The organism is Ruicaihuangia caeni (assembly GCF_040536845.1).
Classification (GTDB): domain Bacteria; phylum Actinomycetota; class Actinomycetes; order Actinomycetales; family Microbacteriaceae; genus Ruicaihuangia; species Ruicaihuangia caeni.
On record NZ_CP159582.1, the window covers coordinates 2,288,202 to 2,303,835 of the forward strand.

A 15,634-nucleotide genomic window follows, 5' to 3' on the forward strand; every position below is an offset into this window, starting at 1 on the left:
GGGGGGCATGTGAAGCTGCAGCGCTCGGATCCCGAGATCGATACGCTCGTCTCGCGGATTCAAAAGAACGAGCTTGACCTCCAGCCCGAGTTCCAACGCGGCGAGATTTGGGACCTTAAGCGTCGGCAGCGGCTTATCGATACTGTGCTCAGGCGATGGTACGTGCCGGCTGTTCACATTGTGGAGACGGCAGCAGGGGAAGTCGTTCTCGACGGTCAGCAAAGGCTCGCAGCCATCCGTTCCTTCTATGACGATGAATTCGCAATCGACGGCGACATTGAGCCACGGAACGAACGCATCGTCGAGCTAGATGGTCGGAAGTACTCCCAGCTCGATGCGGCCACGCAACGAGCGATCGGCCGCTTCGTAATTCCAGTAATCACGCTGAGGGACTACGATCCCGAGGAGCCAAACGAACTCTTCTTCAGGCTGAACCAGTCGTACAACCTGACGCCCCCTGAAAAACGCAACGCCTTGCATGGAACCGCGAGGAACCAGGTAAAGAGCCTGGTCCGTGAGTTCGAGGCCAGCGGCCTACTGGCACCGAAAGCTGTCGGCTTCAATAACAATCGCCTTGCGTACGACGACATCGTTTCGCGCGCATGCGTGTCTCTTCAGCTCGACACCCTGCGCAAGCACATCAACAACGCGGTCGTGGAAGAGATCTACCGGCAGCGAGAGGGCTTCGCTGGCAAGGTAGTTGGGGTACTCGAGCGCGGCGGAGATGCTCTTCTTCGGCAAATTCGTAATTCGCCTAATCGAGTCAAATTCAACAAAGGAACTCTGCAGACCTGGTTAATCTATTCCTCGTGGGCTCCTCCCCAGGCCGGCCCGCTTCCGGAGAGGCTGCTAGCTGAGTTCGAAGCGCAGCGATTGGCGGTTAGACGCGGCGACTCCGACGCGTTGTCGCTTCCACGCTCCGTGCGCAACATCCTGGGCCTGTATGACGACCGAGCCTCCTATCGCGTAACAGACGTCAGCTCGGTCCTCATCCGAGACCTCGCCATCCATATCTTCTCGAACGTTGCTTTCGGAACCCCGGTGGGTTCTATGACGGCAGATTTGATACACGATCTCGAGACCGACGAGAGCAGCCCGCAGCAGCGCGTCGCGGAGTATATTGAACACTCTCAATGGGGGAGCGGCTTTCTTGAAAGCGCTCTGCGATGAGAGAAATTGAGCAGCAGGCAATCTGGTCCAAGCTGATTGCAGCACGCCGAGTTACGACACCGATGCGAGTGCGGTTCGGTTCAGGCTCGATCGATTTGAACCGACCGTGCATCGCCATCGGCGGTAGAAATGGAGCCGGTAAGACTCGCGCATTGAGAGCGATCGCTGACCAACTCGGGCCCCGCGGCGCCTTCCTAGATCTGCACCACCTGATCGAGCATGCTCACATTCTGTATCGCTCGAGACAAGATCTGGGAGAGATGGCAGATGAATCGGGTTTCGCTGAGCCATCGTCCGAGCGCATTGACCACCTCAAGAAAATCATCGGGCGCGCATATGACTCAGTCGAGTGGTCCTCTCTCGACCTGGTGCCGGCCGAAGACTCAGTAGCCGACGTATTCAAGTGGCGCGGAGATCAAGCCACGGTTCCGTACTTCCGAGTGTCGCACCGCGGGAGGCGATACACGAGCCCGGAGATGGGCCTGGGAGAGTTCTCCATCCATTTCCTGTTCTGGATTCTCGAACAGTATGCGGATCAAGCCGACCTCACATTGCTGCTCGATGAGCCCGATGCATTTCTTCCCCCGCGTGGGGTTAGGAGCCTCCTCGCGTCGCTGCAAGACTTCTGTCTTCGAAACAAGTGGACTTTAGTCCTGTCCACTCATTCGGAGGAGATGATCGACGCGGCTATCGAACACGAGGCTTTCGTCTTGCTCCGGGTCGACGATCGGGGCGTGACGGAAATCGTTGACACGGCAACGGCGCCTGAAGTGGCAGCCGAAGTGCTTCCAGGACTGCCGATGGACCGCGTCCTGTTCGTAGAGGATGAAGTCGCCGCAATCGTGCTGTCGGCGGCCATTCGCGCAGTCGATGCTAGGTTGCTCAGTCAGGTCGAGATTGTCTGGGGCAACGGCCAGGGCTATATGCGTGAGCTTCTCAAGCGCCTGCCGCGTCGGCCGGCGCCGAGAATCCGGTTCGGTTTCGTGTTCGATGGTGATCAGAGGGCAGTGCCTCTCGACACGGGTGCAGGCTGGCCAGTGGCCTACCTGCCGACAGATCGCGAACCAGATGACGTGCTTCGGTCCGTGAAGTCTGAACTGCTCGAGCATGCTGCCTCATTCGGCACAACGCCAAAACAGATGTCTGTCTTCTTCGACACTATCGAAGGTGAGAACTCCCACGACTGGGTGATCAAAGTCGGCGACAGATACGAGCGTCGAAGGGTACTCCCAACTTTGGCTGCGATCTGGGCCGACGGTCACGGCGAAGAGTGTAGGGCTCTGGTCGAAGAGCTCTCTTGATGAAGCACCCTGGCACGTGATCTCCACTGAGTGAGTACAACTCGGCCGGTTGACCAGCGGTGCCCGCGGCGCGCGAACCGCAGTTAAGCAAGTTCCCGAAGATCATGCGAGCAGGCTCGGGTCGCGCTTCGGGCGCAGAGATGCGCGGAAGGCAACGAGTGTGGCGACGCGATTAGTCCCGCTTCTTGGACTTTTCTGCCGCACACTCTAAAGTGCATAGTGAACAAGTTCTTGAGCCGAAGGGGTCTCGTAATGTCCGTTGAGACGCAACGCAGCGTCAACACCTCGCTGGCGCGGGGTGCGATGAGTCTGCCCGAACTCGTCTTCACCGCACTCGCGACGCTTGCGCCGCTTACGCTCGTCGCGGCGGTCATGCCGCTGCACTTCCTCGTGGGCGGCGCGGCCGTTCCAGGCGGGTACATCGTCGCAGCCGCGGTGATGGCGCTGTTCGCGGTGGGGCTGAACACGATGCTGAAGTACGCCCGCAGCGCCGGTGCGTTCTACCTCATCATCGCGAAGGGGCTCGGCAAGGAGACGGGCACAGCATCCGCGATGCTCGCTGTGCTGGCCTACAACGCGCTTCAGGTCTCGACGTACGGCGCCATCGGCGTCTACGCGGCCGACAGCATCGCCCGCTGGACCGGCGTCACCCTGCCGTGGTGGTTCTACGGTCTCGTCGTGCTCGCGATCGTCGGCTTCTTCGGCATCCGCGGCATCACCGCGAGCGCCCGCGTGCTCGCCACCGTGCTGGTGCTCGAGATCCTCGCGCTCGTCGTGCTCGCGATCGCCGTGATCGCCTCTGACAAGTCGGGCCCGGTGCCGGTCGAGGCGCTCAACCCCGGCCTCATCCTGCGCCCCGAGAGCGCCGCGATGTTCGCGCTGATCTTCGGTGCGTTCATGGGCTTCGAGTCGACCGCGATCTACTCCGAAGAGGTCAAGGGCGGCGCCCGCACCGTGCGCCGCGCCACCTACATCGTCGTCGCGTTCATCGGGCTCTTCTACGGCTTCATGGCACTCGTCGTGCTCACCGCATACGGCTTCGACGGCATCGACGCGGCCGCGGCTGACGACCCGGTGGGCCTCGTCGTGCAGCTCTTCGCCGTGTTCACCAACCCGGTGGTCTACGAGGTGATGAACATCCTGCTCATCCTCAGCGCGTTCGCCGCACTGCTTGCCCTGCACAACGCGTCGAACCGCTACGTGTTCACGCTCGGCCGCGAGGGAATCATCCCGCGCGTCTTCGCCCACACCGGTGCCAAGACCTCGTCGCCGTGGGTCGCCGGCATGCTGCAGTCGGCCGTCGCCCTCGCGGTGCTGCTGTTCTGCATCTTCGGCAACGTCGACCCCTACACCGGGCTGCTGCTGCTCGGCAGCGCGATCGGGTTCCTCGCGATCATCCTGCTCTGGGCGCTCTGCTCGCTCTCGGTGCTGCGCTACCTGCGCCGCACCCACCCCGACGAGGGACTGTGGCGCACCACCATCGCGCCGGCGCTCGCGTTCATCGGCCTCGTCGCGGCCACGGTCGCGGTCATCGTGAACTTCGACCTGTACTCGGGTGGCGACCCGGTCACCAACATCGTGGTGTTCACGCTGACGATCCTCGCCGCCGTCGGGGGCATCGCCCGAGCGCTTTACCTCAAGCGCAACAAGCCCGAGGTATATGCGGTGCTCGCAACGCAGTCGGCCGACGACGAGGAAGAGCCGCAGCCGCAGGTCGCGACCTCCTAACCGCGGCGCATCATCCCCGGCGTGGGCCGAACCCCTTCAAGATCGGCCCACGCCGGCCAACCTCTCGCACCTCGTAGGGCCAGCCCGCGGCATCCGCGTCGCTCGCCCGCCTCTCGCACCACTGGAGAACCATGTCGACCGACACCAAGCTGATGGCACCCGCCGCTTGGTCGCCGCGCGGGTGGCCCTCCGAGCGCCCGTTCACCACCGACAGCCCCGAGGCCTGGGTGTACACGCCCCGGTACTCGTACCTGCCGGGTGAGACGGTCGACCTGCACATCAGCACCACGGCGAGCGAGTTCGAGCTCGAGGTCATCAGAGACGGTGCGCAGCCCGAGGTCGTGCATCGCGCGCACGGACTCTCAGGCATGCGGCAGGAGACGCCGGCGGATGCCTACGCCGTCGGCTGCGGGTGGGAGCCGACCCATCGCTGGAGCATCCCAGGCGACGCCCGCGCGGGCTTCTACCTGATCATCGTGCGCAACCACACGCCCACCGGCGAGGTGTGGGAGCGCGAGCACTTCATCATCGTCAAGCACGCGGCCACCCACCGGGCACCGATCGCGTTGATCCTGACGACCGGCACGCTCAACGCCTACAACGACTGGGGAGGCGCCAACCAGTACCGCGGCATCGGCGACGACCCGCGCAATGAGATCGGCTCACCGCTGTCGTCGACGCAGCGACCGATCGCACGCGGGATGCTGCGCAAGCCGCCCGGCGTGCCGCAAGAGTTCCACTCGCACACCCCGCCGATCGGCGCAGCGCCGCAATACCCGGCCTACGAGTGGGCGCGACTCAACGGGTACAGCCGCCATCACGCTGACGCGTTCTGGGCCACCTATGAGCGCGACTTCGTGATCTGGGCCGAGCGCCAAGGCTACGAGCTCGACTACCTCACGCAAATCGATCTGCACGAAGATCAGACCGCGCTCGACGCCTACGACTGTGCGGTCGTCGTCGGACACGACGAGTACTGGTCGTGGCAGATGCGCGATGTGATCGACGCGTTCGTCGAGCGCGGCGGCGGATTCGCCCGGTTCGCCGGCAACTACCAGTGGCAGGTGCGGCTCAGCGACGACGGCACCACGCAGTACTGCTACCGGCTGCCGGCGCTGGATCCGGCATCCGACACCACACCCCACCTGACCACCACGGTGTGGGAGGCCCGCAGCGTCGGCCGCCCAGGCGCGGCCACGGTCGGACTCAACGGTCTCGGCGGCACGCTCACCCGCTACGGGGTCGCCGCGCCCCGATCCTCCGGCGGGTTCACGGTGTACCGCCCTGACCACTGGGCGTTCGCCGGCACCGACCTCTATTACGGCGACCTGCTCGGCGGCGCACCCGCGTTCCTCGCCACCTTCGAGGTCGACGGGGTCGAGTACTCCTTCCGTCGCGGGCTGCCGTTCCCGACCTTCGAAGACGGCGCCCCCGAAACGCTCGAGATCCTCGCGATCTGCCCCGCCGTGAAGGGGGAGGAAGACCGCTTCAACGGCACACTGCCGCTGGGCAGCTCCGACAGCGGCATCCAAGAACTCTTCGAAGCGCTCGGTGACGAACTGCCCGACTATGTGCGCGAGAACCAATCGCGCGGCTCGGGCATGATCGCCACCTTCACCCGCGGCGCAGGCGAGGTGTTCAACGGCGGCTCAACCCAGTGGCCGCACGCGCTGAGCACCGGCGACCCGTTCGTCTCACAGGTCGTGCGCAACGTGCTCGACCGCTTCACCGGGCGGACCACGAAAGCGATCTGACTGCGCTCCGATTGACGCTGGCGCTTGCGTGACAGGCAAGAACCACCACGAACCAGAGAGAACCACCACTGTGCACACCACCACCGTCGAGTACGAGCCGATCGACCTCACGCCGGTCTTCACCGCACCGGCCGACATCATGGAAGACCCGCACGAGATCACGCTCGGCCAGCGCACCCTGCACGGTCTGCCGTTCTCATTCGGAACCCCGGATGCCGCCTTCGCCATCGCGGCGCCTGGCGGTGCGCCCGTCACGGTTGCCGTGAGCGACGAGGCCCGCTGGCTGGTATTCGCCCACGCCGTGCTCGAGCCCCACCTCTTCGAGGGCGGCTCGATCGGTGAGACTGTCGGCGCATACCGGGTGGTCTTCGACGACGGCGAGAGCGTCGACGTGCCGCTACGGCAGCGCTTCGAGATCGGCCCCACCCCGCGCAAGTGGTCGGGCCGCGCGCTGCCACTCGACTGGGGGCAGACCCCGTTCCTCGCCGTGAACGACGCCGAGCACGAGCTCATGGACCGCACCTGCGGTCGCTACGACGAAGCCGGCGCGCGCCTGGTCGAGATCGAAGACCCGCAATCCCGCGTGCCCTACGTGCTGCCGTACCGCTTCTACCTGTGGGCCTGGCAGAACCCGCGCCCCGACGCCCGCATCGAACGCATCGAACTGCGCGGCGAACGCCACACCATCGTGCTCGGCGCGCTCACCCGCAGCGTGCTCGACGAAGAGCCGCTCATCCGCGAGGTCGCCCGCGAGACCCTCTTCACCTTCGCCGACGGTGAGGCCGACGAGACCGTCTCGATCGAGGTCGACCGCGGCAGCAGCACCTATCTCTACAAGATCGCGCGCTCGCAGCCGCACCCCGGGCTCGACGTGAGCAGTTGGGGCGGCACCCGCGAGCGCGACGACATCGGCTACGCCCGCATCGCCGCCGCACCATCGGCCACCGTCACGGTGCGCCGCGGCGCCGAGGTGCTCGGCTCGTTCCGGTGGCGCGACCTCGTCGAGCACGGTGAGCTCGCCGTCTCGGCATCCGTCACCGCGAAGCTGCCCTCGGCAGACCGAAGCTGGGTCACCGGCGAGGTGCGCGACGCCGACACGGGCGAGCTCGTGGCATGCCGCATCCGCTTCGAGTCGGCCGACGGCATCCCGTTCGCGCCCTATGCGCACCACGCGCACATCAACTCCGACGGCGGCACCTGGAACCTCGACATCGGGGGAGACGTGCGCCTCGGCGCGCACACTTACGCGTTCATCGACGGCCGCTTCGAAGGCTGGCTGCCCGACGGTGAGGTGGCCGTCGAACTGGCACGCGGGTTCACCTACCGCCCGGTGCGCCGCACCATCACGGTCGGCCCCGACTCCACCCGGTTCACGCTCGAGGTGCAGCGCGAGTTCGACCCGCTGGCCCGCGGCTACGCCGGTGGCGACACCCACGTGCACTTCGTGTCGACCAAGGGCGCCGAGCTCGAGGCGCGCGCCGAAGACCTCGAAGTGGTGAACCTGCTGCAGACCCAGTGGGGCCACCTCTTCACCAGCACCGAAGAGTTCTCGGGCCGCCCCGAGCAGTCACCCGACGGCCGCACCATCGTGTTCACCGGGCAGGAGAACCGCACCAACATGCTCGGGCACATCAACCTGCTCGGCATCCGCGAACCGATCTTCCCCTGGTGCACCGGCGGCTCAGAAGAGGCCGACCTCGGAGGCGGACTCGAGACCACGCTCTCGCGCTGGGCCGACGAGTGCCACGCCCAGGGCGGCACCGTCGTGCTCGCTCACTTCCCAGTGCCCTACGGCGAGACCGCGGCGCTGCTCGCGACCGGCCGGCTCGACGCGGTGGAGACCATCGCGTTCGACCACTACAACATGAACGAGTACTACCGGTACCTCAACGCCGGATTCCGGATGCCGCTCGCCGCGGGCACCGACAAGATGACCGCCGAGGTGCCGATCGGCATGATGCGCACCTATGCCGCCGTCGACGACCCGTCGCAGGTCGACTACTGGGCGTGGTCACGCGGCATCAAGAGCGGCAACACCATGGTCACCAGCGGCCCGCTGCTGTGGCTCACCGCCGACGGGGCGCCGATCGGGTCGGTGGTGCAGACAGCATCCGGTTCGACCGTGCAGCTCGCGATCGAACTCGAGACGGTGTTCCCGGTCAGCGAGATCGAGGTGATCGTCGACGGGCGCATCGAGGCGCGTCTGCCGGTGCCCGAGGGCGCGACGCGTCACCAGGTCGAGCACGCGATCACGGTGCATGAGGACTCGTGGGTCGCGGTGCGCTGCTTCGGCAGGGATGCCGCCAAGCACCACGACAACTGGGAGCGCCCCGTCTTCGCGCACACCTCACCCATCTACTTCGCCACCGCGGGGGAGTACGCCAAGACCGACGAGGGCACGCTGCGCAACATGCTCTCGATCGTCGAGGGCGCCCGCCGCTACGTCACCGAGCGCGCCCGCACCAACTGGGCAGGCAGCGCGACCCAGCGCCACGGGCAGGCCGACCACATGGCCTGGCTCGTCGAACCGTTCGACGAGGCCACCCGCGCACTGCACGACCGGCTCGCCGCCGCCGGCTTCGAAGCTTGAGAAAGGAACCACCCATTGTCTGATCTGTCTGATCTGTCTGATCGATCACTCGTCTACCTCTCGGCGACCGAGGCGCTGCAGCGATTCCGCGACGGATCACTGCTGCCCTCCGAGCTCATGGCGGCGCTGCTCGCCCGCATCGACGAGGTCAACCCCGGCCTGAACGCGTTCACCGCGGTGTACGCCGACGAGGCCATGGCCGGTGCGCGCCTCGCCGATGAGCGGTGGCGTCAGGGCACCGCGCGCCCGCTCGAGGGCATCGCGCTCGCGGTAAAAGACAATGTGCCGATCGCCGGGCACACCGTGACCTACGGCTCGAAGCTCTACGCCGACAACGTGGTCTCCGACACGCACCCGGGCGTTGCACGGATGCTCGAGGCCGGCGCCGTCGTCATCGGCCGCACCGTCATGCCCGAGTTCGGCGAGGCCGGCAACTGCTACACCCCGCTGTGGGGCGTCACCCGCAACCCGTGGAACCGCGAGTACGGCCCCGGCGGGTCGTCGTCGGGCGCGGGCGTGACGCTCGCCGCCAGCATGACCACGATCGCCGACGGGTCAGACATCGGCGGATCGATCCGCATTCCGGCATCCTGCTGCGGTGTGTACGGGTACAAGGCACCATTCGGCCGCAACCCGAACGACCTGCCCAACACCTTCGACCCCTACATGCACTACGGCCCCCTCGCACGCACCGTTGAAGACGTGTGCCTGATGCAGAGCATCATCGCCGGCCGGCATCCCGACGACATCAGCACCGTCAACGAGACCGTCGACTACACGGCCCTCGCTGATGTGAAGGGCTGGAAGATCGCGTACTCGGTTGACCTCGGATATTTCCCGGTTGACACCGAGGTGCGCGACAACCTGCTCTCGCTCGTCGAGGGCCTGCGTGCCCTCGGCGCCACCGTCGAAGAGGTCGAGCTTGACTGGGGCACGGAGGTGTTCGACGCCTGGCTCGCCACGAACTCCAGCCGCGGTTCGGCGGCTCGGTTCGTGCACGACTTCGAGCGCGACGTCGACCAGTTGGCCGACTACACCGCCGACATGATCGCGCACGGCAAGTCGCTCACCCCCGACGACCTCACCGCCGCGCTCGAGGTGCACGTTGCGATGTATGGGCGGATGGGGCGGATGCTGGAGGAGTACGACGCGTTCCTCTGCCCGACCACCGCACTGCCGTCGGTCGGCGCCGACCGCTCGCCGCTCGACCTCGCGATCGAGATCAACGGCGAGATCGTGCCGGAGAAGATCGCCGAGGCGTGGTTCATGACCTACCCGTTCAACATGCTGAGCCAGCTGCCGGTGCTGAGCATTCCGAGCGGGATGTCGTCGATCGGCGTGCCGACCGGCGTGCAGGTCGTGGGTCCCGCGTTCGACGACATGAAGGTGATGTCGGTCGCGCGGGCTGTGGAGCAGCACGTGTACAAGACCGATTTCTCGCAACTGGAGGTGGGTGCGCGATGAGCGTGGACCAGATTGTTACCCTTTCGCCGACCGCGCTGGAGGGCTCGGTGCCTGACCCGGCGTCGTACGACGACGTCAGCGACGGCTGGATCGAGACGGAGTACCGCGCCGACTTCGGTAACCCTGCCGTTGAAGGCGGCTATTGGACCGGCTCGGCCGGCAGCGTCGCGTTCGAGTCGTGGCCGTACACCGAGCTGTGCGTCGTGCTTCGCGGCCGCGTCGCGGTGGAGGATGCGTCCGGCGCTCGCCGTGAGTTCGGCGCGGGGGAGTCGTTCGTGATTCCGCAGGGGTTCAAGGGTGTCTGGCACACGCTTGAAGAGACTGAGAAAGTGTTCATGGGGGTGCAGCGGGCGCAGTAGCGCTCGGCGCACTCGACTCGAGGCCACGCGGGCTCGAAGCCGGCCGTTCCGACGGGAGCGGCCGGCTTCCCGTTGTTGTCGCGCCAGAGATAAGACCGACACCAAGTGGCTGCTTCGGGTTCAGATGGTATGCACAGCCCACGCTCAGAAAAGTTGTAGGCTCCGGTGGTGCTCGATCGTTGGGACCCGCTGATCCTTATCCATGCCGTAGCGGCCACTTATGCGCTCGGCTTCGGCGTCGTTCAGATCTTTCGGCGCCGCAAGGGCGACCGGCCTCACCGCATCGTCGGCTGGACGTGGGTGGTCGCGATGGCGCTGGTCATCACCACCTCGTTCGGCATCCGCACGATCAACGGCGGGTTCGGGTGGCTTCACGCCCTCTCGCTCTTTACCGCGTTCACGGTGACCATGGGCATCGTCGCGGCGCGACGTCACCGGGTGAAGTCGCACCGATCGTTCCTGCTCGGCAGCTACTTCGGGCTGCTCGGCGCATTGATCGGCGTCGTGGCGGTGCCTGATCGCCGCATCCCCGACACAGCAGTGCATCACCCTTGGCTCGTCGCCGCGTTCATCGCGGCGATCGCCTTGACCGCTGCGGCGTCGGTGTGGGGCATCGTGAACCTGCCAGCGCGTGGGCCGAAGAAGGCGGCCGGCCAGGTGTCTGAGTCGACGGCGGAGAACTCTGAGGCGCTGCCGCGCTAGTCGAGGCCCGCACCGTCATGGCGGAACCGCAGCTTCACGCTGCTGCTCGGCCGGGCTGCTTGAGCTCGTGAGTGTGGCGCGCGCCTACTCGCCGGTCGCGGGCGTCAAGAACCAGAGCACCGTCGCACCGTCTTTGGGTGACGCTGTCCAGTGGTGCGACTCTTTCCCGTCGAAGGTGAGCGAGTCTCCCTTGGCCAGCACCCACTGCTGATCTTGGATCTCCATCGTCAGCTCGCCGTCGAGCACATGCACGAAGTGCACGTTCGAGTTGACGGTGTAGTCCTGCGAGTTCCCCTTGGCGCCGGGCTCGATGATCGCGTGGATCGCCTGCACACGCGATTCCTGGCGCGGAGTGAGTAGCTTCTCGAGGGATCCCTCGGTGGCCGACGACAGCTTCGGCGCGTTCTCGAGCTTCACGTGCGCGGCATCCGTGCGCGAGAGCAGGGCGCCCGCGTCGATGTTGAGCGCGTTGCAGAGGTTGATGAGGGTCGCGACGCTGGGCGAGGTCAGGTCGCGCTCGAGCCGGCTGATGAACCCCTCAGTGAGCCCGCAAGCATCCGCGACCTGCTTGATCGTCATGTGCTTCGCGAGCCGTGCCCCGCGCAGTCGTGAACCGATGCGAGCACGCTCGGGATACTGCTCTACCGCAACGACTCGCATATGTTCGGGCCCCGTTTCTCGCGCTTCTCTCCACAGTATCGGAGGGCGAGTGCGGTCTCGGCGGTCTACGAGTGAACGGGCGAAGTGCGTTCGAACGCCACGGCCGACCTGTCACGAGGTCATAGCGGAGGAGGGTCGGTGGGGCCGAGTGCGTGATCGCCGGCGTGCGCATCGTTCGCGGCATCCGCACTGTCGCGCTCCTTCAGTTCCACGAAGAACGCGTGTGTGTCGGTGGAGCCGATGTTTGCTCCGGAGTGGTCTTGCGCGTCGAGCCAGCGCACCTGAAACGCGTCCAGATGGAGATCGCGAGTGCGCTCGCCTTGCCTCAAGCGGCGGTCGAAGTCGGAGAGCGTGATCATCACCGAATCCGGGTGACTGTGAGTCACTGTCGCGTCGCCTGGGCGGTCGAAGTACTCGAGCACCCTCACGCGCGCGTTCTCGAAGACCACTCGGTACAGCTCCGGGTTGACGTCAATCGGATCAGGCATCGTCGACCTCCAGCGAGAAGCAAACCTCGCGTCGGCGCAATCGTAAGTCCGGCGTCGGGCACACGTTAGAGCTCTGTGGCGACTCATCGGCAGCAGAGGAGCGGCTGATTGAGGCCGGCCTACCCGGTTCGGTCCGGGGCCATGTGGCTGGGTGCGCGATCACATCGAATCGACGCATTCCGGGGCACGTCGCGACCTGAAAAAGGTTCGCGTACCGATATGCTGCGAAACGTCGTTTGCGCGCCGGTGACCGCGACCCCTCCCGAGGGTGGCGGAGCGTTGCGTTGACCGCCTTACCCTGACCCGGCACCACCCGACTCCTGGAGCACTCGTGCGCCCCTTCGCACTGACCCGCAAACCCGCCCGCGCTGCGACGTCCATCTCGCTCGCCGCAATCATCTCCTGTGCCCTGGTTGTGGCAGGAGCACCATCCGCAGCCATGGCCGCAGATGTGCCAGTCACGACGGATGCCGAGCTGGCCACGGCGCTGAACACCGCGCCCGACGGCGACGTCGTTGTCGTCAATGCCGATTTCGCGCTCGGCGCTGCGGCAACGGTGGCGAATTCGATCACGCTCGATCTGAATGGACACGCGATCTCTGTGGCGGGTCTTACTGTCGCCGCCGGCAAGGCATTCACGATTCGCGACACCGCTGGCGGTGGCGCCCTCAGCGCTACCGCAGGCTTTGCGGCCGGCATCACAACCCATGGCGCCACCCTCACCATTGAGAGCGGCACGATCACGGCCACCGCAGGGCACGGTGCCGGCATCGGTGGTGGCGACGGCCAGGACTGCGGCACCATCAACATCACCGGCGGCACCGTGACCGCCACTGGCAACTCTGATGGTCCGGGCATCGGCTCGGGCTGGGCATCCAACGGTCCCTGCACGATCTCGATCTCGGGTGGCCAGGTCACTGCCGTCGGCGGCAACCTCTCATCGGGCATCGGCAGCGGTTGGTATGCGCCTGCCCCTGCGACCGTGTCGATCACGGGCGGAACCGTGGTCGCGACCGGCAGTGCGAATTCAGCGGCGATCGGCGGCAGCGAAGGCAGCAACGGCGGCACCGTCACGATCGGGGATGATGCAACGGTGACGGTGAACTCGACGAACGGCCGGGCCTTCGGCGGGGGAGTCGGCGGCGGCTTCGGCACGGTCACGATCGGTGGCACCGTCATCGTGCCGGCATCCGCATCCATGATCGTTCCCGCGGGCGGGGCGGTCACGGTGACTCCGACCGGCTCGATCACGGGCGACGGGGCACTCGGTGGCGCAGGGACGCTCGCCAACAGCGGGACTCTCACCGTGGCGTCGATCGACAGCGTCGAGAACGGCGGCACGCTCGCCGTCGCGGGCAACAACTACGTCGTGACGTTCGACTCGAACCACGTCGATGCGGCACCGGCATCGACCGCACAGCGCGTCTATGCGGCGTCGCTCGATGCTGCACTGCTCGCGCTGCCCGCGCCGACGCTGACCGGGCGCACGTTGACCGGATGGAACACGCTCGCCGACGGCACCGGCACCGCGTTCACGAGTACGACCTCGATCAGCGGTGACCTCACCGTCTTCGCCGTGTGGAACAACCCCACGCCACCGGTGACGCCTGCTCCGCCGGCTGGCGGCGGAGCGGCTGTTCCGGCCGCAGACAGCGGCACCGGGCGCACCCTCCCGCCGACCGGTGTCGACGCCAGCCTCGGCTGGCTCGCGCTCGCGCTGCTCGGGCTCGGAGCCGCAGCTGGCGTCGTCTCGCGGCGCCGCGCGCGTACGCAGGGATAGTCCGTACGGCGCTGGGCGGCGGCGATAACCGCCGCGGCCCAGCCCGCCACCTCACGGAAAGCTGACGCGCCCGTCGTCGCCGATCGTCCAGCCAGGGTTGTGCGCGATCTCCCAGAGCACGCCGTTGGGGTCTTCGACCTGCGCGTGGAAGATGCCACCGTAGTCGCCGGGCTGTGGCTGCTTGCGCACCGTTCCTCCGCAGGCTGCCATCGCTTCCACGAGTCGGATCACGGCGTCTCGGCTCTCAACGTTGTGCGCGAGGGTCACACCTGACACGGGCGCGGGACGCGGTAGCCCGAGGTCTTGGGCGAACTTGTCTTCGCGGAAGAAGCCGAGCATCAGTCCAGGTGCCAGCTGGAAGAACACGATCTCGTCGGCGACATCGAGGGTCGGCGTCCATCCGAGGCCCTTGATGTAGAAGGCGCGAACGGCGTCCAGGTCGTGGGTCGACAGGGTGATGAAGTGCAGGCGTTGCTCCATCAAAGGCGCCGACTCCTTCGAGGTCGACGCAGCAGCATCCGCCTGATCCATGCCCGAAGCGTAACCGCAACTTGGCCGCGCCGACCCTCACAGCGTCGTCGCGGTGCCGTCACTCGACGGTGAGATGCACCTCGTTGCCCCACGGGTCTGCGACTACGACGCCGCGCTCGGTCTGCTCGAACGGTAGACCGGCCATCTGCAAGCGCTCGACGACTGCGTCGAGCTCGGATGCCGCGGGCAGCACCACGGTGAACTGACCGAGTCCGAGCCCTTCAGGTCGGGCTCCCGCGCCGGCGCTGCCCCACGTGTTGGCCGCGACGTGGTGGTGGTAGCCGCCGGCCGACATGAAGAGGGCGCTGTTCACCTCTGCGGTCGCTGCGAAGCCGAGTGTGTCGACGTAGAACTCCCGGGCCTGGTCGATGTCGCCCACCTTGAGGTGCACGTGGCCCATCGTCGCGTCTCCCGCGGAGGCGCCGCCGAGGTGCTCCTGAATGAAGGCGTTGGCATCGAGCGGCGCGCTGCCCATCACCACTTGCCCTTCTTGCCACACCCACTCGTCGCGCGGCGTATCGATGTAGAGCTCGACGCCGTTGCCCTCCGGGTCTGCGAAGTAGAAGGCTTCGCTCACGCTGTGATCCGACGCGCCCTGAAAGAGCCCCGGATACTGGGTGGCCACACGTACGAGCGCTTCGGCGAGCGCCGGGCCGTCGGGGAACACGATCGCCGAGTGATAGAGCCCGGCATCCGTCGGCGACGGCGGGTCGCCCCCGCCCGTGGTGAGGCGGATCACTTCTTCACCGTCGACCCCGAGCACCATCGCGTCGGCGATCTCGCTCAGCACTTCGAGCCCCACGCCGTTCTCGCCGTAGTACGCAGCCATCGCGGCCACGTCGCGCACCTTCAACTCGACCGCGCCCATGCGGGTGTCGGCGTGCAGCGCGCTCTGCGGAGCCTCATCTTGCGCTCCAGTGGCGTTCGCCGACACAGTGACGACCGCGACCACCGCCCCAGCGACCATCACAGCGACAAGAGCGATGACGCCCCAGATCCAAGAACGCGTGCGGAGGGAAGACGACATGGTGCTCTTCAACGGCGGTAAAGCGCTTGGTATTCCGGGTGCCGTTGGTCTCTGGTTGAAGGCCAGCGGGCGGATCACGC

The 15,634-nt window shown here is 66.3% G+C and carries 13 protein-coding genes; 9 read left to right on the top strand and 4 right to left on the bottom strand.

From position 1 onward, the window contains the following. Nucleotides 1–9 precede the first annotated feature (9 nt). From ABV606_RS10670 to ABV606_RS10705, 8 genes are all read left to right on the top strand, one after another. Nucleotides 10–1,170: a DUF262 domain-containing protein gene (locus ABV606_RS10670; RefSeq protein ID WP_353987708.1), complete on the top strand. Its 1,161-nt coding sequence runs from the start codon at nucleotides 10–12 to the stop codon at nucleotides 1,168–1,170. Nucleotides 1,171–1,430: 260 nt separating this feature from the next. Further along, nucleotides 1,431–2,471, top strand: a complete 1,041-nt coding sequence (locus tag ABV606_RS10675) for a hypothetical protein (protein ID WP_353987709.1) — start codon at nucleotides 1,431–1,433, stop codon at nucleotides 2,469–2,471. A gap of 252 nt (nucleotides 2,472–2,723) precedes the next feature. Next, nucleotides 2,724–4,199 (top strand): APC family permease, encoded by a 1,476-nt coding sequence (locus ABV606_RS10680; RefSeq protein WP_353987710.1) that lies wholly within the window; start codon nucleotides 2,724–2,726, stop codon nucleotides 4,197–4,199. A 131-nt stretch (nucleotides 4,200–4,330) separates the two neighbouring features. Beyond that, complete coding sequence (locus ABV606_RS10685) at nucleotides 4,331–5,953, top strand: N,N-dimethylformamidase beta subunit family domain-containing protein (protein WP_353987711.1); 1,623 nt, start codon at nucleotides 4,331–4,333, stop codon at nucleotides 5,951–5,953. Nucleotides 5,954–6,023: 70 nt separating this feature from the next. Beyond that, the gene (locus ABV606_RS10690; protein ID WP_353987712.1) at nucleotides 6,024–8,543 is read left to right on the top strand and encodes a CehA/McbA family metallohydrolase; all 2,520 of its coding nucleotides are present in this window, start codon (nucleotides 6,024–6,026) and stop codon (nucleotides 8,541–8,543) included. 15 nt (nucleotides 8,544–8,558) lie between these two features. Further along, entirely contained in the window at nucleotides 8,559–10,007 is a 1,449-nt protein-coding gene (locus ABV606_RS10695) for an amidase (RefSeq protein WP_353987713.1), read from the top strand. Next, complete coding sequence (locus tag ABV606_RS10700; protein ID WP_353987714.1) at nucleotides 10,004–10,366, top strand: cupin domain-containing protein; 363 nt, start codon at nucleotides 10,004–10,006, stop codon at nucleotides 10,364–10,366. Before ABV606_RS10695 ends, ABV606_RS10700 begins: the two co-directional genes overlap by 4 nt. Before the next feature lie 168 nt (nucleotides 10,367–10,534). Further along, complete coding sequence (locus ABV606_RS10705; protein ID WP_353987715.1) at nucleotides 10,535–11,068, top strand: DUF2306 domain-containing protein; 534 nt, start codon at nucleotides 10,535–10,537, stop codon at nucleotides 11,066–11,068. An 84-nt stretch (nucleotides 11,069–11,152) separates the two neighbouring features. On the opposite strand, the gene ABV606_RS10710 is transcribed toward ABV606_RS10705, so the two are convergent. After that, entirely contained in the window at nucleotides 11,153–11,728 is a 576-nt protein-coding gene (locus ABV606_RS10710; RefSeq protein WP_281488054.1) for a helix-turn-helix domain-containing protein, read from the bottom strand. A 119-nt stretch (nucleotides 11,729–11,847) separates the two neighbouring features. Next, entirely contained in the window at nucleotides 11,848–12,216 is a 369-nt protein-coding gene (locus ABV606_RS10715; protein ID WP_353987716.1) for a cytoplasmic protein, read from the bottom strand. A gap of 439 nt (nucleotides 12,217–12,655) precedes the next feature. Here ABV606_RS10715 and ABV606_RS10720 point away from each other — a divergent pair, with 439 nt between their 5' ends. Continuing rightward, the gene (locus ABV606_RS10720; RefSeq protein ID WP_353987717.1) at nucleotides 12,656–13,996 is read left to right on the top strand and encodes an InlB B-repeat-containing protein; all 1,341 of its coding nucleotides are present in this window, start codon (nucleotides 12,656–12,658) and stop codon (nucleotides 13,994–13,996) included. A gap of 51 nt (nucleotides 13,997–14,047) precedes the next feature. Here ABV606_RS10720 and ABV606_RS10725 read toward each other — a convergent pair whose 3' ends face one another. Beyond that, nucleotides 14,048–14,527: a VOC family protein gene (locus tag ABV606_RS10725; RefSeq protein ID WP_353987718.1), complete on the bottom strand. Its 480-nt coding sequence runs from the start codon at nucleotides 14,525–14,527 to the stop codon at nucleotides 14,048–14,050. Between the two features lie 58 nt (nucleotides 14,528–14,585). Further along, nucleotides 14,586–15,554 carry a VOC family protein gene (locus tag ABV606_RS10730; RefSeq protein ID WP_353987719.1) on the bottom strand — a complete coding sequence of 323 codons (969 nt, stop codon included), beginning with the start codon at nucleotides 15,552–15,554 and terminating at the stop codon, nucleotides 14,586–14,588. Nucleotides 15,555–15,634 lie beyond the last annotated feature (80 nt).